The organism is Nitrobacter sp. TKz-YC01 (assembly GCF_047824785.1).
Lineage (GTDB): Bacteria > Pseudomonadota > Alphaproteobacteria > Rhizobiales > Xanthobacteraceae > Nitrobacter.
Map to the genome: position 1 here is coordinate 1,423,175 of NZ_CP181167.1, position 20,672 is coordinate 1,443,846.

A 20,672-nucleotide genomic window follows, 5' to 3' on the forward strand; every position below is an offset into this window, starting at 1 on the left:
GCTATGGCGGCAAAGCCCAAAGTGCCTCCGCCCGTCGATTCTCTCACCAGGTCGCAGGCCAGGGTCGAGCACAAACGGCTCGCGCTTGAGATCGAGACGCATAACGAGCGCTACTACCAGCAGGATGCGCCGACGGTCTCCGATGCAGCCTACGACGCGCTGCGGCGGCGGCTCGAAGCGATCGAGGCGCGCTTTCCGGACCTCGTCACCGCAAGCTCGCCCACGCAGACCGTCGGCGCCGCGCCCGCGCGCGGCTTCGCGAAAGTACAGCATGTGGTGCCGATGCTGTCGCTCGGCAACGCTTTCAGCGACGCTGAGGTTGCCGAGTTCGTCGAACGCATCCGGCGTTTTCTGAAACTTGGTGCGGATGACATTCCCGCCATCGTCGCCGAGCCGAAGATCGATGGGTTGTCGCTGTCACTTCGCTACGAGCATGGCGAGCTGGTGTGCGCGGCGACGCGCGGCGACGGCTTCACCGGCGAGGACGTGACCGCGAATGTCCGTACCATCACGGATGTACCGCATACGCTGAAGGCTCTCGCTGTTCCCGCTTCCTGCGAGTTGCGCGGCGAAGTCTATATGCTGAAAGAGGACTTCCTTGCGCTGAACAGAAAGCAGCAAGAGGCTGGCGATACGGTATTCGCCAATCCGCGCAACTCGGCGGCCGGTTCGCTGCGTCAGAAGGATGTAGCGATCACCGCGTCACGACCGCTGAAGTTCTTCGCTTATGCCTGGGGCGAGATGACGGATCGGCCCGCCGAAACCCAGCACGATATGCTGAAGTGGCTCAGGGACGTCGGCTTTATCGTCAATCCATTGATTGAACTGTGCAGCAGCGTGGAGCAGGTGCTGCAATTCTATCGCCGCATCGGCGAGCAGCGCGCCACGCTCGGTTATGACATCGACGGCGTGGTCTACAAGGTTGATCGGCTCGACTGGCAGGAACGCCTCGGCTTCGTGTCGCGAAGCCCGCGCTGGGCGATCGCGCACAAGTTCGCCGCCGAGCAGGCGATGACGATCCTCAGGGGCATCGACATCCAGGTCGGCCGCACCGGCGCGATGACGCCGGTGGCGCGGCTCGAACCCGTCACCGTCGGCGGTGTGGTGGTGCAGAATGCCACGCTGCACAACGAGGATTACATCAGAGGCGTCGGCAACGATGGTCAGCCGATCCGCGACGGTATTGACCTTCGCGTCGGCGATACCGTCGTGGTGCAGCGCGCCGGTGATGTGATCCCGCAAGTGGTCAGCGTTATCATCGACAAGCGCCCGGCGAGCGCGAAGCCTTATGAATTTCCCGACAAGTGCCCGATCTGCGGCAGTCACGCCGTGCGCGAGGAGGGCGAAGCGGTGCGCCGCTGCACCGGCGCGCTGATCTGTCCGGCGCAGGCGGTGGAGCGGCTCAAGCATTTCGTCTCGCGTCTTGCTTTCGACATCGACGGTCTCGGCGAAAAGCAGATTCAGGAATTTTATGACGACGGTCTCATCATGCATCCGGTCGACATCTTCACGTTGCAGAAGCGTGATGCGCGCGCGACAAAGAAACTGCGCGATCGCGAAGGTTATGGCGACGTTTCGGTGCGCAACCTGTTCGCCGCGATCGACGCGCGCCGCAGGATCGAACTCAACCGGCTGATCTTCGCGCTCGGCATCCGTCATGTCGGTGAGGGCAACGCCAAGCTGCTGGCGCGGCATTACGGGAGCATCGACGCATTTCGCGCGGCGATGACGGAGGCCGCGGCGGCGCGGACGGAAGCGGGCAATGATTCCGAGGCCTATGCCGATCTCAACAACATCGGAGGCATCGGCGATATCGTGGCCGACGCGGTGGTTGAGTTCTTTGCCGAGCCGCGCAACGTCAAGGCGTTGAACGATCTTCTTGAAGAAATCGAGGTGTTGCCGGTCGCGCAGGCCCGCAGCGACTCGGCCGTGGCCGGCAAGACCGTGGTGTTCACGGGCTCGCTGGAAAAATTCACGCGCGACGAAGCAAAGGCGTCGGCCGAGCGCATGGGCGCGAAAACGTCCAGCTCGGTGTCGAAGAAGACCGATCTGGTCGTCGCCGGTCCCGGAGCTGGCTCGAAGCTCAAGGACGCCGAGAAGTTCGGCGTGAAGGTGATTTCCGAGGACGAGTGGCTGCAACTGATCGAGGGGTAGGTGATCTCCTGAGTGGTGCGTCGGGTAGGCTCAGGCCGCCGGTTGCCCGATCGTTATCCTCAACGTGCCGACGCCGTCGCAGCCGCATTCGATATGGTCGCCCGGATGCAAGGTGGAGACGCCGGCCGGCGTGCCGGTCATGATGATGTCGCCGGCGCCAAGCGAGACCTGCTTCGAAAGTTGCGCGATGATCTCCGATACGTTCCAGATCATCTGCGCGAGGTCGCCGGACTGGGTTTCCTTGCCGTTGACCGCGAGCCAGATACGGCCCTTCGATGGATGGCCGATCTTCACTGCCGGTTGCAGCGCGCTGCATGGCGCGGCGTGATCGAAGGACTTCGCGACCTCCCAGGGCTGCTCCTTCTTGCGCGCGGCGTTTTGCAGATCGCGCCGGGTGAGGTCGATGCCGACCGCGTAGCCGTAGACGTGATCGAGCGCGATGTCGGCGGGGATGCGCAAGCCCCCGCTTTTCATCGCGACGATCAGTTCGACTTCGTGATGAAGATCACGGGTGAGAGGCGGATAGGGGATGACCGCGCCATCGGCCTCGACCATGTCGGCATGCTTCGCGAAGAAGAAAGGCGGCGCGCGCTCGTCGTTGCCCAGTTCGCGGATATGGTCGAGATAGTTACGGCCGACGCACCAGATGCGGCGGACCGGAAAAAATCTGTCGTCGCCCGCGACCGCAATGACGGGTCGGGGCGGCTGTGGAATCACAAACGGCGATGCGTTCATGCTGTGCTCTCCGCTCGGTCTACGCTTGCGCGACGAGGTTGTTATCGGGATAGATGCGACGAGCCGACGCGCTTAGCGCGCATTCCGTAAAAGTGGATACCGGTTTTGCGATCAGAATGCGCGCAAGTTTCTGATTGAGAGCATTTTCTTCACGCCAGAGCCTTTCCGCTTCTGATAGAATCAGAAGCGGGCTCTATGACTTTGTTTTGACGCGTTTTCTTCACGCGAACCGGTGTCCACTTCGCTTGAAAACGCTCTAACCGGATTCCACTTTAGCCGGAAAATGCTCTAGGTGTTTAGTCCCAAGCTTTGATGGAGCATCCTTATCGCACGATTCGAAGGAAGCGCTATGGGACAAGTTTTACACGGCTGCGCCACGACGACGGAGGCAGTCCGTCGAGCAATACAAAATAGTCAAGAGAGCCTAAGAGGTCTCGCCAAGCGCTACGGGATCAACCAGAAGACGGTCGCGAAGTGGAAGCAGCGCGAGACCGTCACCGATCTTCCGACTGGCCCCAAGGAAGCCAAGTCGACTGTCCTTTCCATTGAAGATGAGGCGATCATCGTTGCTTTCCGGCGGCACACGCTGCTGCCACTCGATGATTGCGTCTATGCGTTGCAGCCGACCATCCCGCATCTGACGCGGTCCTCCCTGCATCGCTGTCTCCAACGCCACGGCATCAGTCGATTGCCGGAGGTTGAAGGCGACAGGCCCTCGAAGAAGAAGTTCAAGGCCTATCCGATCGGCTATTTCCACATCGATATTGCCGAGCTTCAGACGGCTGAAGGCAAGCTCTACCTCTATGTCGCCATTGATCGCACCAGCAAGTTCGCCTTCGTGCAACTGGTCAAGAAGACGGGAAGGACCTCGGCCTCGGCCTTCCTCGAAGCTCTGATCGCGGCCGTCCCCTACAAGATCCACACGGTACTCACCGACAATGGGATCCAGTTCACCTTCCCGCCACGCTATGCGGATGGCCCGACGGCAAGATACGTGACGCATATGTTCGATATGCGATGCCAGGAAAACGGGATCGAGCATCGGCTGACCAAAATCAAGCATCCCTGGACTAATGGTCAGGTCGAACGCATGAACCGAACGATCAAGGAAGCAACCGTCAAGCGCTACCACTACGACCGACACGATCAGCTCGAAGCTCACCTTGCCGACTTCATTACCGCCTACAACTACGCTCGGCGGCTGAAGACCCTGAAGGGTCTCACACCTTACGAATACATCTGCAAGTGCTGGACTTCCCAACCAGAACGATTCAGACTTAACCCGCTCCAGCAAATGCCGGGACTAAACACCTAGGCCGGATCGACATTCATCGTATCCAGATCAGGGCTGCGGCCAGGTGAACGAAGCCCGTGAAGTGAACGGTGCGCCTGTCGTAGCGGGTGGCGAAACGGCGGAAGTGTTTGAGACGGTTGAAGCAGCGCTCGATCCGGTTGCGGTGTTTGTAGAGACCGGCGTCATCCGGTTGCGGTGTTTGTAGAGACCGGCGTCATGCGGGATGATGATTTTGCGCGTCCTGTTTGAGGGGATCACCGCTTCGGCGCCCATGCCGGCGATGAGTGCACGCAAGGCGTTGCTGTCATAAGCCTTGTCGGCCAGCACGGCGTCCCCGGCCTGGGCTTCGAGCAGCGCGGGGGCTTGTGTGATGTCTCCGACCTGCCCGGCGGTGACGATGAAACGCAAGGGTCGGCCCAGCGCATCGGCGAGCATGTGGACCTTGGTGGTCAATCCACCTCGGGAACGCCCCAGCGCCTGATCCTTGGCCCCCCTTTTCCGGTGGCCGCCTGCTGATGGGCTCGAACGATGGTTGAGTCGAGCATCAGATACTGGTTGTCGCGATCGGCTGTCAGGGTGGAGAACACCCGTTCCCACACGCCGGCATGACACCACCGGCTGAACCGCCGATGCACCGTCTTCCAGCGGCCATAGCGCTCCGGCAGGTCGCACCAGTGCGCGCCGGATCGCAGCACCCACAGACAGCCGTTCACGAACAACCGATTGTCCGCTCCCGTCCGTCCCGGATCAGAGGCCTTGCCTGGCAGCAACGGTGCAATCTTCGCCCACTGATGATCGCTCAGCTCATACCGCTTGATCCCCATCGTGCAGCTCCGTGTCAGAATCACGGAACCCTATGAATCAGCGATCAGACCGCCGGGGAATCCTGAATGTCGATCCGGCCTAGTGGGGCCAGCGTCAGCGGCGCTGTCTCCCGATGCTGCAGGCGGAAGAACGAAGCATAGCGTCCGCCGCTCCGCAGCAACTCGTCATGGCATCCGTGCTCGACGACCTCGCCGTTCTCGACCACGAGAATGGCGTCGGCGTGCATGATGGTGTGCAGGCGATGCGCGATCACGATCGTGGTGCGATTCCGGCACAGATGCTCGATCGCTTCCTGCACTTGCTTTTCGGATTCCGAATCGAGCGCGGCGGTGGCCTCGTCGAGCAGGATGATCGGCGCGTCCTTGATCAGCGCGCGCGCCACGGCGATGCGCTGGCGCTGCCCGCCGGAGAGCTGGGTGCCGTGCTCGCCCACAGGGGTGTCGTAGCCGAGCGGAAAGCCCATGATGAAGTCGTGGGCGCAGGCGGCTTTCGCCGCCGCGATAATCTCGTCCTCGTTGGCGCCGGGGCGACCGAACGCGATGTTCTCGCGGATGGTGGCGCGGAACAGGTAGACGTCCTGGCCGACATAGGCGGTCTGCCGGCGCAGCGACGTGCGTGACACGCCGGAGATGGACTGTCCGTCGATCAGGATGTCGCCGCCGGTGACTTCATACAGGCGCAGCAGCAGCGCCAGCACGGTGGATTTTCCGCCGCCCGATGGGCCGACCAGCGCCGTCATCCTGCCGGGCTCCGCGATGAAGCTCATGCGCTTGAGGACGGGCTCGTCCGGACGATAGGCGAATGTGACCTCGCGCAACTCGACGCGGGCGTCGGTCAGTTGCAGCGCCGGCTTGTCGCTGTCGTCGGGTTCGCTGGCGGGGCTGTCCACGATTTCAATCAGCTTGCGCGCGCCGATCAGGCTGCTGTTGAGTTCGATGTTGAGACGGGCCAGCCGCTTGGCCGGCTCATAGGCCAGCAGAAAGGCGGTGAGGAAGGAAAAGAACTGGCCCGGCGTCGCGCCCATCGCGACGACGCGATAGCCGCCATACATCAGTCCGCCCGCGATGGCGAAACCGCCGAGCGTTTCCATCAATGGGCTGGCGCGGTTCGAAACCCGCGCCATCTTGTTGTTGGTCTGCTCGACGGCGGTGATGCTGGCGTCGATCCGCTCGCGCATGGTCTGTTCGAGCGTGAACGCCTTGACGGTCCGAATGCCTTGCAGCGACTCCTGCATCGTTTCCATGATGTCGGCGGTGCCGTGGAACTGGCTGTGCGCCAGTCCCTTGATGCGCTTCACCAGCTTGCGCAACACGATCATCGCGGGCGGCGCCACCAGCGCGCCGAACAGCGACATGTACGGATCTTGCATCACCATCACGGTGACGAGTGCGATCAGCGACAACAGATCGCGCCCCACCGCGTTGATCAGCAGGCTGAGCACCTGCGTCACCGAGGTCGCGCCGGCCGTGAGCCGCGCGAGAAATTCGGATGAATGTCGTTGCGAGAAATAGCCGATGCTCTCGCTCATCAGCTTGGCGAACAGGCGGCGCTGATTATTGGCGAGGATCGCGTTGCTGATTTGGGACAGGATCACGGAATGACCGTAGGTCGCCGCGCCCTTGGCCACGAAGATGACGAGCACCACCGTGGACAGCATGAAGATGCCGCTCACGTTGCGGTCCACATAAGCCTGATTGATGACTTCACCGAGCAGGTAGGCCGACGTCGCCGTCGCCGCCGCGGAGACGGCCATCAGCACGAAAGCGGCGAGATAGCGCCGCCAATAGGCCATGCCCTGTTCCGTGACCAGGCGGCGGATGAGGATCGCCGCGCCATAGGGATCATCGGTGATTTTCTTCGGAGGCTCGGTCATCGCGTTCCATTGACGCCGTGAATCGGTTGTCGCCCGCGCGTCAGGGGTGTTGCGAAAGCTCCGACTCAATGCCCGCAATAACGGCCTTTTTCAAGCCAAAACCGGGTTTGGTCCGGCCTGTCAGGCCGATACCGCGAGCGCATCGGCGGCGTGCCGCTGCGCCAGCTTCTCTTCCCATGCCAGCGCATGCGCGGCGATGGTGGCGAGATCGTCGTATTGCGGCGTCCAGTCGAGCGCCGCGCGAATCCGGCCGGTGTCGGCGATCATGGTCATGATATCGCCGGGGCGGCGATTGGCGTAGTGAACCGCGAAGTTGCGGCCGCAGACCCCGCGCACCGCCTCGATCGTTTCCAGAACCGAGTAGCCGCGTCCGTATCCGCAGTTCAGCGTGGTCGAGCCTCCGCCGTTTCGCAGGTAGGTCAGCGCGGCGCGATGGGCCTGCGCCAGATCGCTGACATGGATGAAGTCGCGAATGCAGCTTCCATCCGGCGTCGGATAGTCGGTGCCGAACACGTCGATCCTGGCGCGCTGACCGGTCGCGACTTCGACCGCGATCTTCAGAAGATGCGTGGCGCCCGCGGTCTGCAGCCCGATCCGTGCCTGCGGATCGGCGCCTGCGACGTTGAAGTAGCGCAGCACGACGTAGTTCATGTCGTGAGCGGTGGCGACATCGTGCAGCATGATTTCCGTCATCAGCTTCGACGACCCGTAAGGAGAGAGCGGCCGGGTCGGCGTCTCTTCCGCGACCGGCATCTGGTCGGGATTGCCATAGACGGCGGCGGTCGATGAGAAGATGAAGCGGTTGACGCCGCATTTGACGGCGGCGTTCAGCAGGCTGCGGGTCGTCATCGTGTTGTTGCGATAGTAGGCGAGCGGATCGCGCATCGAATCGGGCACCACCACGGAACCCGCGAAATGAATGATGCTTTCGATGCCGTGCTGGGCGATGACGTTCTCGACAAGATTTTCGTCCCCGGCGTCGCCGATGAACAGCGGCACGCCCTCGGGCAGCGCCGACGAAAATCCCGTGGACAGGTTGTCGATCACGACGACATTCTCGCCGGCCTCGGCCAGCGCGAGCACCATATGACTGCCGATGTAGCCGGCGCCACCCGTCACAAGCACGGTCATATCTGCTCCTTTTCGCCTCAGCTGTGCGGCCGGTACCGCGGTCGCCGAAGTTTCCCACAAAAGGATGGAATTGCCGTATAGCATGACCGTGATCGGCCGGATTTCGTCCGCCTGACCCCGGGATTCGACATTATGGTTGCCAAACCGTAACGGGAACCGGCTCTCCCTGGCACCTGCGGCAGCCGATGACCGACGTTCTCATCATCAAGACATCCTCGCTCGGCGATGTCGTGCATCAGATGCCGGCGATCGTCGATGCCTCACGCGCATGTCCGCAGGTGCGGCTGACGTGGCTGGTCGAGGAATCTTTCGTGCCGCTGGTGCGGCTGCACCCGTCGGTCGCCGACATCATTCCTGTCGCGACGCGGCGCTGGCGTTCGCAACTCGGAGCCATTGCCACATGGCGCGAAATCGGCGCGTTCCGGACGCGGCTGCGCCGGCAGTCGTTCGAAAAGGTGATCGATACGCAAGGTCTTATTCGTTCCGCGATCATGGCGCGCGTCGCGCGCGGCGAACGACATGGTTACGATGCGCGCAGCATTCGCGAACCGTTGGCCGCGCGATTCTACGATGTCTGGCACGCGGTCGGTCGCGGTCTTCATGCCGTGACGCGCAACCGGCTCCTGACAGGTCTCTCGCTTGGGTACGAACCAACCGGAGATGTTGATTACGGTCTCGGTTGTCCGGCGCGAACGGATGGTCAGCGCTACGCCGTACTGCTTCACGGCACCTCCCGGCTCTCGAAAACGTGGCGCGTGGAGGACTGGATCGAAACCGGTCGCTGGCTGCAGGCGAACGGATTGCAGACCGTGCTTCCCTGGGGCACCGAGGCCGAGCGTCTGTTATCCGAGCGGCTATCGGGGGAAATCGCGGGCAGTCGTGTCCAGCCGCGCCAGAGCCTCGATCTGACCGCGCGGATGATCGGCAATGCGGCGTTGGTGATCGGCGTCGACACCGGGCTGATGCATCTCGCCGCGGCCTATCGGGTGCCGCTCGTCGGTATCTATGTCAGTACCGATCCCGGCCTGACGGGGCCGGTCGGCACCGGACGCATGGCGGTCCTAGGCGGCAAGAGCGGTCCGCCTTCCGCGTGGCAGGTGATCGATGCCGCGGAGAGGTTGCTCGGTTAGCTTGAGTGGACGAGGTTGTTTGAATCGTCATGCCCGGCATTATACCGGGTATCCACGTCTTGAAGCCCTTGACGGATCAAAGACGTGGATGGCCGGGACAAGCCCGGCCATGACGTGTGGATGCTTCATTATCAACTCATCCTGCTTTACGTCTTCGCCGTCGCACCTGATATCTCCGCAAGCACCCGCGCGACGAATGCGTCGAGGTCGCCGCCGGGAAACAGGAAGCCCGGAATTCCCGCGTCGGCCGCGGCTTTGATATCGCTGTCGCGGTCGCCGATCGCGAAGCTGTCCTGACGCCGCACCGGCCAGTGCCGCATCAGGTCGAGGATCATGCCGGGCTTCGGTTTGCGCCACGGATGATCTTCCAGATATCCGGCGACGGTGCCGTCGGGATGGTGCGGGCAATACCTGAAGTCATCGATCCGCGCGCCTTGCGATGCCAGATGCGACTGCATCCAAAGGTGCAGATCGCGAACATCGTCTTCACTGAAAAAACCGCGCGCGACCCCGGATTGGTTGGTGAAGATGAAAACGAAATAGCCGGCCTCGTTCAGCCGCCGGATCGCCGGGACGACGCCGGACATCCAGCGGATGCGGTCGCGGGTACCCATATAGCAGTCGTCGTGATTGATGACGCCGTCGCGATCGAGGAACGCCGCCGGGGCGGAAGCCGGCACGATATCGGCGCGGCTCACGTGCCGCTGGCTCCATCCGCCAGCGCGTGCTCGACGGTATCGCAGATCGCATGAGCCGCGGTCATGTGGATCTGCTGGATCACCGGGGTGTCGTCACTCGGCGCAACGAAAAGGCGGTCGCAAACCTCCCGCAGGCTTTGCCCCTTGAGACCGGTGAAGCCGACGGTGACAAGTCCGAGCCGTCGCGCGGCGTCAAGCGCCATGAGAATGTTCGGCGACCGTCCCGAGGTAGACAGCGCAAGCAGCACGTCGCCGGGCCGGCCCAGACTCTCGATCTGCCGGGCGAAAATCCGCTCGAAGCCGTAGTCGTTGGAGATGGCGGTGAGGGCGGACGTATCGGTTGTCAGGGCGATGGCGGCGTAGCCCGGGCGTTCCTTCCTGTAGCGCCCGACGATTTCCGAGGCGATGTGCTGCGCGTCGGCGGCGCTTCCGCCGTTGCCGATCAGAAGCACTTTGTTTCCGGAACGCAGCGCGTCGATGATCGTGACGGCAATGTCGCTTGCGGAGGCGAGCAGCGCCGTGTCGTCAGCCGCGCGTTGCAGAGCCGCCAGCGATTGCTGAAAATGGACCGCGATCGGATTCTGGCTCAAGACGCACCTTTGTCACCGTGACGGATATCAGTGGTAATGAGTGCGTCATGTCCACGCAAGCATGGTGGCATCAAGGCGTGGCGCGCTCCTTGGACTCCGCAAGCGCCTGTTCCGCGATGGCGGCCACCTCGGCTGCGGGGATATCCTTCATGCAGCGATGGTCGTTCCTGGTGCAGACCGGACGATGGCACGGCTGGCACGGGAGGGGCGCTTTCGTCTGGATCGTCGCGGCGAGGCCGTTCAAGGGCCCCCAGTGATAGGGACTGGTCGGCCCGAAAATGCCCATCGTCGGTGTTCCGAGCGCCGCCGCAACGTGCATCAGACCGGAGTCGTTTGATATCGCGAGCGCGGCCCCCGCCATCGCCAGGATGCCGTTTCGCAGGTCGTGACCCGTCAGATCACGGACCCGCGGGCCCCCGATTGCGGCGATGTCGGTCGCCAGCGCCTTTTCCTTGGGCCCGCCGACGACCCAGATATCGATGCCGCGCTCAGCCAGTCTGCGGGCGGTCTCGGCAAAGTAACTCCAGCGCTTGCTCGGGCCGACCGCTCCTGGCGCCAGCGCCACCGCCGGTCCCGCGCCCAGTCCTTGCGCCTGCCGCCAGTGGGCGACGTCTTCGCTGGATACCCGAAGCTGGGGCGCGGGCCATTCAGGCGGCCGTGCCGCTCCGGCGGGAAGCGCGAGGGACGCCTTGCGGTCGATCATGCGCGGCAGCGCTCTTTCGCCCCAGCGCCAGCGGTTGATCAGGCCGAAACGGGCTTCGCCGACATAACCCACCCGCTCCGGGATGGCGGCCAGCGTGGGCGCGATTGCCGACTTCCAGGTGCGGGGCATGACGAAGGCCGTTCCATACCGCCGCGCGCGGAGCTGCCGGGCGAGACCCCACTGTTGGGTGAGCGCCAGCCGGCTTCGGGGGAGATCCCAGACCACGCCGGCGCGTACCCCCGGCATGTAATCGACCAGCGGCGCGCAAAGCGTTGTCACCAGCAGGTCCACCGGCCGGTTTGGCCAGCGCTGCTTGAGAACCCGCACCACGGTATGGCCGCGCACGAAATCGCCGATCCACATATAGGGAATGATCAGAATGGGCCGGGTATCGTCCGGGTCGACCATTTCCAGTTTATATGATGAATCTATGTTCATATTTTGATCGACGTGCGATGCATGATCACGATCCGGATGTTATGTAATAATCCGGGATCGAAGGGTGGGTCTTCGGTATCCGCTCCGACCGGTGAGGTAAAGTTATCTCGCTCGCTGTTTTTCACGATCCGAGCGCATCTCGCAGGCTCACCGAAGTTGCCTCGCGGGCCGGAGTGGGGCAAACCGGGACGCGAATGTTGGAATCGGGCCACTAGCGGCGTATTCCGCAAGAGTGGATGCCGGCCTTGCGATCAGAATGCACGCAAGTTCTTGATTGAGAAGGTTTTCTTCACGCGAACCGGATTCCGCTTAGCCGGAAAAGGCTCTAGAGTCTGATCCAGCTACGTTGAATCAGAATTCCAGCCCTAACTTTTTGATCGAGCATGATCTTATCCGAAAACCGGGTTCCATTTTTCGGGGTCATGCTCTAAGCAGGCGCATACTCGGGACGGGGACATCATGCTGCTGGTAACCGGAGGCGCCGGTTTTATCGGATCGAATCTCGTGGCCGCGTTGAACGACGCCGGGCGAGGCGATGTGGTCGTGTGCGATGCGCTGGGGCATGACGGAAAGTGGCGCAACCTCGCCAAACGGCAGCTTGCGGATGTCGTTCCGCCCGCGGAATTGATGGCCTGGTTGAGCGGCCGTCGTCTCGACGCTGTCTTTCATCTCGGCGCGATCTCCGAGACCACCGCGACCGACGGCGACCTCGTCGTCGAGACCAATTTCCGGCTGTCGCTGCGGTTGCTCGACTGGTGCACTGAGACCATGACGCCTTTCATCTACGCCTCGTCGGCGTCTACCTACGGCGACGGCGCGCAGGGCTTTCGCGACGATCAATCGCTGGCCGCGCTGCGGACGCTCCGGCCGATGAATCTCTACGGCTGGAGCAAGCACCTGTTCGACGTGGCCGTCGTGGGCCGCGTCGCCAAAGGGGACGCTCTGCCGCCGCAATGGGCCGGCCTGAAGTTCTTCAACGTGTTCGGACCGAATGAATATCACAAAGGCTCCATGATGAGCGTGCTGACGCGCCGCTTCAGCGATGTGAAGGATGGCCGCCCGGTGCAGCTGTTCAAGTCGCATCGCGAGGGCATCGCCGACGGCGATCAGCGCCGCGATTTCATCTATGTCGACGACGTCGTGCGGGTGATGATGTGGCTGCTGGCCACGCCTTCCGTGAGCGGCCTGTTCAACGTAGGAACCGGCAAGGCCCGCAGTTTTCGCGACCTGATGACGGCGGCCTATGCCTCGCTCGGCGAGAAGCCGAAGATCGAATACGTCGATATGCCCGAACAGATTCGCGGCGCCTACCAGTACTTTACGCAGGCCGATGTCTCGCGCTTGCAAGGCGCGGGCTATAACGGCGGCTTCACGCCGCTGGAGGAGGCCGTCGATGCCTATGTCAAAGGCTATCTCGATCGTGATGATCGCTTTCGCTGAGGCGCTGGAGCACGATCCCCGAAAAGTGGAAGAGCTTGAGCCTGGTTCAATGCAGATTGCATCAGACTTCAGTAACAGGTGAAGGGTTTGATGATCGATTTTGACGGCTTGTCGAATGCGTTTTCCGGCCAGACCGTGCTCTGTGTCGGCGACCTGATGCTCGACGAGTTCGTGTACGGCGAAATTTCGCGCATCTCGCCGGAGGCTCCAGCCCCGGTCATCGCGGTTCAGCGAAGTGAAACAAACGTCGGGGGAGCCGGCAATGTGGCGCGCAACATTGCCGCGCTCGGCGCGCGCTGCATCTTCGTCGGATTGGCCGGAGAGGATGACGCGGGCGAGAGGCTGCGGACCACGCTGTCGAGGGAGCGCCTGATCGAGCCGCTGTTGATTTCGGATCCGGCGCGGCCGACGACGCGCAAGGTGCGTTTCGTTTCCGAGCATTTTTCGACCCACATGCTGCGCGCGGATTGGGAAACGCTTGCCCCGGCGTCGGGGGAGGTCGAGCAGGCCCTGATCGATGCGATTCTGCCGCAACTGCCACGCGCCGACATCGTATTGTTGTCCGACTATGCCAAGGGAGTGCTGACGGCGCGGGTGATCCGCAGCGTCATCGACGCCGCTCGTTCGCTCGGCAAGCGGGTGATCGTCGATCCGAAGAGCGCCGATTTCGGAATCTATCGCGGCGCGACCCTTCTCACGCCAAACAGCAAGGAATTCACGGACGCAACCGGTCGCCGCGCGGATGATCAGGCAAGTCTCGCAACGGCTGCGCGGGACCTGATGCGGATCGCGGACTGCGAAGCCTTGCTGGTGACGCAAAGCGAGCATGGCATGACGCTCGTGCCGGGCGAGGGCGAGGTCATTCATGTTCCCGCTCATACGGTCAAGGTCCGCGACGTGACGGGCGCCGGCGACACTGTCGTCGCGACGCTCGCGGTTTCGCTGGCGGCGGGCGCGGACTGGGAGGCCGCATTGCGGACGGCGAGCGCGGCGGCTGCTGTCGCTGTCGCCAAGAGCGGGACGGCGATTGTCACCCTCGCGGAACTGCGCCGCAATATCCTGCCGCCGGCCTCCCTGGCCGCCGAGGAGAAGATCGCGCGATCCGCGGGCGACCTTGACCAGCACCTGACGGCATGGCGTGAACAGGGGCTGCGGATCGGCTTCACCAATGGCTGCTTCGATATCCTGCACCCCGGCCACGTCAAGGTGCTGACCGGCGCGCGCGCCGCGTGCGATCGGCTGATTGTCGGATTGAACAGCGATGCGTCGGTGAAGCGGTTGAAGGGCGAGGACCGCCCGATCCAGAACGAGCGCGCGCGCGCGGAAGTGCTTGCCGCGCTCGAAGCCGTCGATCTCGTCGCGATCTTCGAGGAGGATACGCCGATGAACCTGATCGGGCGAATCCAGCCGAACGTGCTCGTCAAGGGCGGAGATTATTCTCTTGAGCAAGTCGTCGGTCAGGAGCTAGTTACTGCACGAGGCGGCGAGGTTATTCTGATCGACATCCTGCAGGGATTCAGCACGACATCGCTGGTGAAACGCGCGGGAGGCCGGGCATGATGGATCGTGTCCGACCGGCGCGCTCCCGCATCGCCATGACTTTCCGCTTCTGACGATCTGGACGACGCATGAACCTCCGCCGAAAATTCACGCTCCGAAACGCTCTGATTGCGCTGCATGACCTGTTGGCGGTCGTGGGCGCTCTGTTTGTGAGCTGCTATTTCCGTTTTGAGTATTCTGCCTTCACCGCTCGTCTGCCGTTGCTCATCGATCTGCTTCCTTACTTCCTGGCCATTGCTGCGGCTATCTTTTATGTCTTCCATCTGACCACGGCAAAATGGCGATTCTTTTCGCTTCTGGATGCGCTCAATATCGTCAAGGCCTCCACGCTTCTGGCGCTTGTCATTCTGGTCTTCGATTATGTCGTCATCGCGCCGGAGTTTTACGGTGCTTTCTTCCTCGGAAAAAAGACGATCATCCTCTACTGGCTGTTGCAGATATTCCTTCTGGCAGCCACGCGCTCCGCCTATCGATACTTCCGCTACAGGCGGACCCTGGTTCATGTAAAGGCCGATGATGCGACCCCGGCGATCGTCGTCGGCCGCGCGGCGGATGCCGAGATACTTTTCCGCTCTGTCGAGAGCGGGGCGGTCAAGCAGTTGCGTCCGGTCGGCCTGCTGTCACCGTCGCCGGCCGATATCGGCCAGACGATACGCGGCGTTTCAGTCCTGGGCGGTGTGGACGAACTCGAGGAAGTGATAGCAGATATCGCGGAGCGGCAGGGGCCGATCAAGCGCATTATCATGACGCCTTCCGCCTTCGAGCCTGACGCCCAGCCGGAAGCGGTTCTCGCCCACGGCCGCAGACTTGGCATCAAGGTAAGCCGGTTGCCCTCGCTTGGGGAGGGCGGGGAGATCCCGCGCCTGACGCCGGTCGCCGTTGAAGATCTTCTGCTTCGCCCAAGCCGCACCATCGACTATGAGCGGCTTGAGGGATTGATCAAGAACAAGTCGGTTGTCGTGACCGGCGGCGGCGGATCGATAGGGTCCGAAATCTGCAGACGGGTCGTGACGTTCGGCGCGAGCCGCCTGCTGATCGTCGAAAATTCTGAACCGGCGCTCTATGCGATCATGGAGGAACTCGCCGCCACCAGCCGGGCCGCCGTCGTGGAAGGCCGCATTGCCGACATTCGCGATCGCGAGCGGCTGATGCGCTTGATGAACGAATTCAAGCCGGACATCGTGTTTCATGCGGCCGCGCTCAAGCATGTTCCCATTCTCGAACGGGATTGGGGCGAAGGCGTCAAGACCAACATTTTCGGTTCGGTCAACGTCGCCGATGCAGCGCTGGCGTCGGGCGCCGAATCCATGGTGATGATCTCCACCGACAAGGCGATCGAGCCGGTGTCGATGCTCGGGCTGACCAAACGCTTTGCCGAGATGTATTGTCAGGCTCTGGATCGCGATCTGGCGGTGTATACGGCCGGCAAGGTTCCGATGCGGCTGATTTCGGTCCGTTTCGGCAACGTGCTGGCGTCGAACGGATCGGTGGTGCCGAAGTTCAAGGCGCAGATCGAAGCCGGCGGTCCGGTGACCGTCACGCATCCGGACATGGTTCGCTACTTCATGACGATCCGCGAAGCCTGCGATCTCGTCATCACCGCGGCAAGCCATGCGGCGATGCCGGAACGTCATGACGTATCCGTCTATGTCCTGAACATGGGGCAGCCTGTGAAGATCGTCGATCTTGCCGAACGCATGATCAGCCTGTCCGGCCTGCAGCCTCACCGCGACATCGAGATTGTTTTTACCGGGGTTCGGCCCGGCGAACGAATGAACGAAATCCTGTTCGCGAGCGAGGAGCCGACGATCGAGATCGGCTTGCCGGGGATCCTGGCGGCAAAACCGAACGAACCGCCGATAGACACGATCCGTGAGTGGATCGCGGTCCTGAAGCAAGCCGTCGCGAGCGACAACAAGCTGGCGATCCGTTCGATCCTGAAAGACGCCGTGCCGGAGTTCGGCGGGCAGCCCGCGCAAACATCGCCCCTTGCGCCCGATATGCCGCGATGAACCCCGGCGTCATTATAGCGTTTTCGAGCGAAGCATGTCCTCGGGCTCGTCCCGAGGATGGGTACCGGTTCGCGTGAAGAAAACGCGTCAGATCAAAATCTGAGGGCCTCGCTTCTGATTCAATCAGAAGCGATAATGCTCTAGGTGCTCTCGACTGGAACCGATCCCTTCTGGCTCCTCTCGGCGCTGAAAATCCAGACGAGTCCCCCGAGCGCGCCGACGACCAGAAAAACCCCGCCGTATAACAGGGAGACATTGACGCCTTCGCCGGTCGCCAGCCCGGCATATCCGAACGTCAGGGCCATGGACGCTTCGCGCACGCCCCATCCAGCGATCGAGATCGGCAGCATCGTGATCAGCATGACCGGTGGAACAAGCAGGAAAATCTCGCCGAAAAGGACGGGTGCGGCGATCGCCTTCACCACGCACCATGCGATCACCACGGCGAGAAAATGGATGAGCAGCGACAGAAACGTAATTTTCGGCCAGCGTTCTCGATCGAAGATGGCGCGGTTGGTAATGACGGAGCAGGTGCGAAGATGGTGAACGGCGCGGATACGTCCGAGCCAGCGCCAGTGCAGCCTGCCGAGAAGCAGGAAGCCGCCGGCGGCCGCGAGCGCAACAAGATCGACGAACATCAGCGCCAGCCGGCCTTGGGGATCATTGATCAGGCGTAAACTCCAGGGCAGGCTCGCGGCGATCAGCAGGCCGAGCGCGATCAGGCCGATCGCGCGGTCGACGAAGATCGAATAGGCCGCCGCCCGCCAACCGGCCGGGCCACGTCCGACCAGCCAGAGCCGCATGGCGTCGCCGCCGATCGACGAAGGCAGGGTCTGGTTGAAAAACGAGCCGATCATGCAATAGCGCACCGCCTGCGCGACCGAGAGGCTGGCGCCGCAGTCGGCGCTGATTTCCCGCCACCGCAGGGCGCTGGCGAACACCTGCGACAGCGTGGCGGCAATGGCCAGCGCAATCCAGACGGCGCTGGTGAAACCAAGGCGAGAGAACAGGTCGGAAATGTCGACCTTGCGGAGCGCAAGGTAGAGCAGGGCGGCCGAGATCAATATTTTTGCCGTTGAAAGCAGGATCCGGCGCATTGCGCTTGTCTGTGCCGCGGTTAAATTGGCCATCGGGCTCTTCAGGACTGGTGGATGTCCTGTCTTGGTATGGTTTTGGGTTGCCTCTGGCAACAGCCGCGCGCAGCAGGGTATTGCGGTCCCGCGATACCGTGGATAACGAGACACGGCTGACTTCTTGTGCTGCGGCTCACATTTCCCGAGCGGTCACATTTCTTGAGGAGCGAAATGTCGGATCACCCGATATTGGTTACCGGCGCGGCGGGCTTCATCGGGTTTCACGTCGCCGGCCGACTCCTGAAACAGGGGCATCGGGTTGTCGGCATCGACAGTCTCAACGATTATTATGATCCCGCACTCAAGGAGTGCCGGCTTGAGATCCTGCGCGGGGATTCGCGCTTCCGTTTCGTCAAGGCCGATCTGGCTGATCGCGAGGCGGCAGCCGCCTTGTTCGCCGAACATCCTCTTTCGGTCGTGCTCCATCTCGCGGCGCAGGCGGGGGTGCGATATTCGTTGCAGAATCCCCATACCTACGTGGATTCCAATCTCAAAGCGTTTGCAAACGTTCTTGAAGGCTGTCGTCACGCCTCCTGTCCGCACCTGCTCTTTGCTTCATCGTCCTCTGTTTACGGTGCGAACACGAAGCTTCCCTTTTCCGTTCATGACAATGTCGATCACCCGATCAGCCTCTATGCGGCGACGAAGAAGTCCAATGAATTGATGGCGCATGCCTACAGCCACCTCTACCGCATTCCGACGACGGGATTGCGGTTCTTCACGGTCTATGGTCCGTGGTACCGGCCCGACATGGCGCTCTACAAGTTCGCCGATGCGATCGTCGCGGGGCAGCCGATCAAGCTGTTCAACCATGGCAACATGCAGCGGGATTTCACCTTCGTGGATGACGTGGTGGAAGCCGTTGTCCGCCTGATCGATCGCGCGCCACAGGCTCATGCAAGCTGGTCGGGCGATGCTCCGGATGCGGGGACCAGTTCGGCTCCATGGCGGATCTATAATATCGGCAACAACAAGCCCGCGGAGTTGATGGACGTCGTCGCTCTTCTGGAGAAGGCGCTCGGACGATCCGCGCAAAAGGAATTGCTGCCGATGCAACCCGGCGACGTACAGGCGACATTCGCTGATATCGATGACCTCGCCCGTGACGTCGGTTTCCGTCCCTCGACGTCGCTGGAGGATGGTATCCATCGTTTTGCCGACTGGTATTGCCGGTATCATCGGGTCAATTGATGGGGCTGTCGGGGTTTCCATGATCCGATCAAGTGCCGAAGGCTTTCGTCTGAAAGCTTGTGGCGTCCCGTTGATCCGGGTTCGCATCGATAAAGGCTGCTGGAGTCTGACAAATCACATGTGGAGATGGTGTTGTGAGTGAGCGTGTCGTCCCGCTCATCATGTGCGGCGGCGCGGGAACCCGCCTATGGCCAGCCTCGCGGGAGGGGCGTCCGAAGCAGTTTCTGCCGCTGTTCGGGCCGCGTTCGACGTTTCAGGATACGCTGAGACGGGTTTCCGACCCCGAGCTGTTCGAGCGGCCGATCGTGGTCACTAACGCTGCCTACCGGTTCATGGTGCTTGAACAGCTTGCAGAGATCGGGCTTGAAGCCGCCATCCTGCTGGAGCCGGCGCGTCGCGATTCCGGGCCGGCGATCGCCGCCGGAGCTGCCTTCGCGCAGATGCGCGACAGCGAGGCGGTCGTGCTCGCGCTGGCCGCCGATCATGTTGTCCGCGACACCGAAGCGTTCGTCGCCGCCTGCCGGCAGGGATTGGCCGCCGCCAATGGCGGCCGCATCGTGACCTTCGGCGTCCGGCCGCAGCGTCCGGCGACGGAGTACGGCTATATCAACCCCGGCGCGGTGATTGCGGGCGAGGTGCGGGAGGTGACGACGTTCGTGGAAAAGCCCGATCCGCAAACCGCCGCCGGCTACCTCGATGCGGGATATCTCTGGAACAGCGGCAACTTCATGTTCCGTGCGGCCGTTCTGCTGGATGAGTATCGCAACGTCGATCCGGACAGCGTCGCCGCGGTGACCGCCGCGGTATCCGGTGCCGGGCGAGATCTGGGTTTCATCATTCTCGATCCGGAAGCTTTTTCGAAAGCGCGGGCGATTTCGATCGATTACGCCGTCATGGAAAAGACCGCTCATGCCGCCGTGGTGCCGGTGGATTGCGGCTGGTCGGACGTCGGGTCGTGGCATGCGGTTTGGGAGTTGTCGGAGAAGGACGGGCAGGGCAATGCGGCGCAGGGGATCGCCGTGTTCGAGGATTCCCGCAACTGCAATGTCGCGACCGACAAAGCGCTGGTCGCGCTGGAAGGTGTCGATGATCTGGTTGTGGTCGCCACGCAGGATGCCGTGCTGGTGTCGCGCCAGAAGGACGTCAACGGGCTGAAGCGCCTGGTTACGAAATTGAAGAGCCTGGCGCCGCAGGTCACGGACGAGCATTTGCGGGTCCACAGGCCCTGGGGCGCTTACCAGTCCATCGACAGGGGCGAGCGGCATCAGGTCAAGCGCATCACCGTGAAGGCGGGTGACCGGCTGTCGCTGCAAAAACATCACCATCGCTCGGAGCACTGGATCGTGGTGCGCGGCACGGCGAGGGTGACGGTCGATGATCTTGTCAAGATCGTGCACGAGAACGAGTCGATCTACATCCCGATCGGAGCCGTCCACCGGCTGGAGAACCCAGGGAAGATTCCACTGGAACTGATCGAAGTGCAGACCGGAAGCTACCTCGGCGACGACGATATCGTGCGGATCGAGGATGATTACCGGCGAAACTGAGCTACGGCGCGGGAGCCGAATCGGCTAATCTGTGGGTACATTTTTCCAGGTTCTGTCCGTTGACCCGTTTATCGTTCTACCGGTCAGGGTGTCGTGTAATTCTTTGAATCAAAACGTGTTGGGATTGTTGCTCCTCTAATCGCGTCTTTCGTTATGGCGTGCTAGGGAGAGCGTGCGGTCGGGTTCGGGGGTGCCCAGGCTGTCGTTTTTTGGGGTAC

General features: G+C 62.2%; 17 protein-coding genes. 8 read left to right on the plus strand and 9 right to left on the minus strand.

What is annotated here, in order from left to right:
• Positions 1 to 3: 3 nt before the first annotated feature.
• Complete coding sequence (gene ligA / locus ACMYR2_RS06755) at positions 4 to 2,154, plus strand: NAD-dependent DNA ligase LigA (protein ID WP_347264840.1); 2,151 nt, start codon at positions 4 to 6, stop codon at positions 2,152 to 2,154.
• 30 nt (positions 2,155 to 2,184) lie between these two features.
• Here the strand turns inward: ligA and ACMYR2_RS06760 are convergent, their stop codons facing one another.
• The gene (locus ACMYR2_RS06760; RefSeq protein ID WP_347264839.1) at positions 2,185 to 2,889 is read right to left on the minus strand and encodes a fumarylacetoacetate hydrolase family protein; all 705 of its coding nucleotides are present in this window, start codon (positions 2,887 to 2,889) and stop codon (positions 2,185 to 2,187) included.
• 349 nt (positions 2,890 to 3,238) lie between these two features.
• Here ACMYR2_RS06760 and ACMYR2_RS06765 point away from each other — a divergent pair, with 349 nt between their 5' ends.
• Positions 3,239 to 4,204 carry an IS481 family transposase gene (locus ACMYR2_RS06765; protein ID WP_416193901.1) on the plus strand — a complete coding sequence of 322 codons (966 nt, stop codon included), beginning with the start codon at positions 3,239 to 3,241 and terminating at the stop codon, positions 4,202 to 4,204.
• A 27-nt stretch (positions 4,205 to 4,231) separates the two neighbouring features.
• Here the strand turns inward: ACMYR2_RS06765 and ACMYR2_RS06770 are convergent, their stop codons facing one another.
• The 4 genes from ACMYR2_RS06770 to galE all read right to left on the minus strand — a co-directional run bounded on the left by ACMYR2_RS06770 (position 4,232) and on the right by galE (position 8,012).
• Positions 4,232 to 4,618, minus strand: coding sequence for a transposase (locus ACMYR2_RS06770; RefSeq protein ID WP_416193902.1), 387 nt, complete (start codon positions 4,616 to 4,618; stop codon positions 4,232 to 4,234).
• A gap of 14 nt (positions 4,619 to 4,632) precedes the next feature.
• Positions 4,633 to 5,007, minus strand: a complete 375-nt coding sequence (locus tag ACMYR2_RS06775; protein ID WP_416193903.1) for an IS5 family transposase — start codon at positions 5,005 to 5,007, stop codon at positions 4,633 to 4,635.
• 44 nt (positions 5,008 to 5,051) lie between these two features.
• A complete protein-coding gene (locus ACMYR2_RS06780; protein WP_416193904.1) occupies positions 5,052 to 6,881 on the minus strand; it encodes an ABC transporter ATP-binding protein in 1,830 nt (609 codons plus the stop codon).
• Between the two features lie 120 nt (positions 6,882 to 7,001).
• Positions 7,002 to 8,012, minus strand: coding sequence for a UDP-glucose 4-epimerase GalE (gene galE / locus ACMYR2_RS06785; protein WP_347263540.1), 1,011 nt, complete (start codon positions 8,010 to 8,012; stop codon positions 7,002 to 7,004).
• 185 nt (positions 8,013 to 8,197) lie between these two features.
• Between galE and waaC the strand changes: the two genes are divergently transcribed.
• Positions 8,198 to 9,142, plus strand: coding sequence for a lipopolysaccharide heptosyltransferase I (gene waaC, locus ACMYR2_RS06790; RefSeq protein ID WP_416193905.1), 945 nt, complete (start codon positions 8,198 to 8,200; stop codon positions 9,140 to 9,142).
• A gap of 146 nt (positions 9,143 to 9,288) precedes the next feature.
• Here the strand turns inward: waaC and ACMYR2_RS06795 are convergent, their stop codons facing one another.
• From ACMYR2_RS06795 to waaF, 3 genes are all read right to left on the minus strand, one after another.
• Complete coding sequence (locus ACMYR2_RS06795) at positions 9,289 to 9,840, minus strand: HAD family hydrolase (protein WP_347263542.1); 552 nt, start codon at positions 9,838 to 9,840, stop codon at positions 9,289 to 9,291.
• Positions 9,837 to 10,430 carry a D-sedoheptulose 7-phosphate isomerase gene (locus ACMYR2_RS06800; RefSeq protein WP_347263543.1) on the minus strand — a complete coding sequence of 198 codons (594 nt, stop codon included), beginning with the start codon at positions 10,428 to 10,430 and terminating at the stop codon, positions 9,837 to 9,839. Before ACMYR2_RS06800 ends, ACMYR2_RS06795 begins: the two co-directional genes overlap by 4 nt.
• A 70-nt stretch (positions 10,431 to 10,500) precedes the next feature.
• Positions 10,501 to 11,571 (minus strand): lipopolysaccharide heptosyltransferase II, encoded by a 1,071-nt coding sequence (gene waaF / locus ACMYR2_RS06805; RefSeq protein ID WP_347263544.1) that lies wholly within the window; start codon positions 11,569 to 11,571, stop codon positions 10,501 to 10,503.
• 459 nt (positions 11,572 to 12,030) lie between these two features.
• On the opposite strand from waaF, the gene rfaD reads away from it, so the two are divergent.
• The 3 genes from rfaD (at position 12,031) to ACMYR2_RS06820 (ending at position 16,583) form a co-directional block, all read left to right on the plus strand.
• Positions 12,031 to 13,011, plus strand: a complete 981-nt coding sequence (rfaD, locus tag ACMYR2_RS06810; protein ID WP_347263545.1) for an ADP-glyceromanno-heptose 6-epimerase — start codon at positions 12,031 to 12,033, stop codon at positions 13,009 to 13,011.
• Positions 13,012 to 13,101: 90 nt separating this feature from the next.
• Positions 13,102 to 14,571: a D-glycero-beta-D-manno-heptose-7-phosphate kinase gene (gene rfaE1 / locus ACMYR2_RS06815; protein ID WP_347263546.1), complete on the plus strand. Its 1,470-nt coding sequence runs from the start codon at positions 13,102 to 13,104 to the stop codon at positions 14,569 to 14,571.
• A 68-nt stretch (positions 14,572 to 14,639) separates the two neighbouring features.
• Positions 14,640 to 16,583, plus strand: coding sequence for an SDR family NAD(P)-dependent oxidoreductase (locus ACMYR2_RS06820; RefSeq protein ID WP_416193906.1), 1,944 nt, complete (start codon positions 14,640 to 14,642; stop codon positions 16,581 to 16,583).
• Between the two features lie 140 nt (positions 16,584 to 16,723).
• Here ACMYR2_RS06820 and ACMYR2_RS06825 read toward each other — a convergent pair whose 3' ends face one another.
• Positions 16,724 to 17,680 carry a lysylphosphatidylglycerol synthase transmembrane domain-containing protein gene (locus tag ACMYR2_RS06825; RefSeq protein WP_347263548.1) on the minus strand — a complete coding sequence of 319 codons (957 nt, stop codon included), beginning with the start codon at positions 17,678 to 17,680 and terminating at the stop codon, positions 16,724 to 16,726.
• A 207-nt stretch (positions 17,681 to 17,887) separates the two neighbouring features.
• On the opposite strand from ACMYR2_RS06825, the gene ACMYR2_RS06830 reads away from it, so the two are divergent.
• Complete coding sequence (locus ACMYR2_RS06830; protein WP_347263549.1) at positions 17,888 to 18,907, plus strand: NAD-dependent epimerase; 1,020 nt, start codon at positions 17,888 to 17,890, stop codon at positions 18,905 to 18,907.
• A gap of 161 nt (positions 18,908 to 19,068) precedes the next feature.
• Positions 19,069 to 20,454 carry a mannose-1-phosphate guanylyltransferase/mannose-6-phosphate isomerase gene (locus ACMYR2_RS06835; protein WP_416194070.1) on the plus strand — a complete coding sequence of 462 codons (1,386 nt, stop codon included), beginning with the start codon at positions 19,069 to 19,071 and terminating at the stop codon, positions 20,452 to 20,454.
• The last annotated feature ends 218 nt before the right edge of the window (positions 20,455 to 20,672 follow it).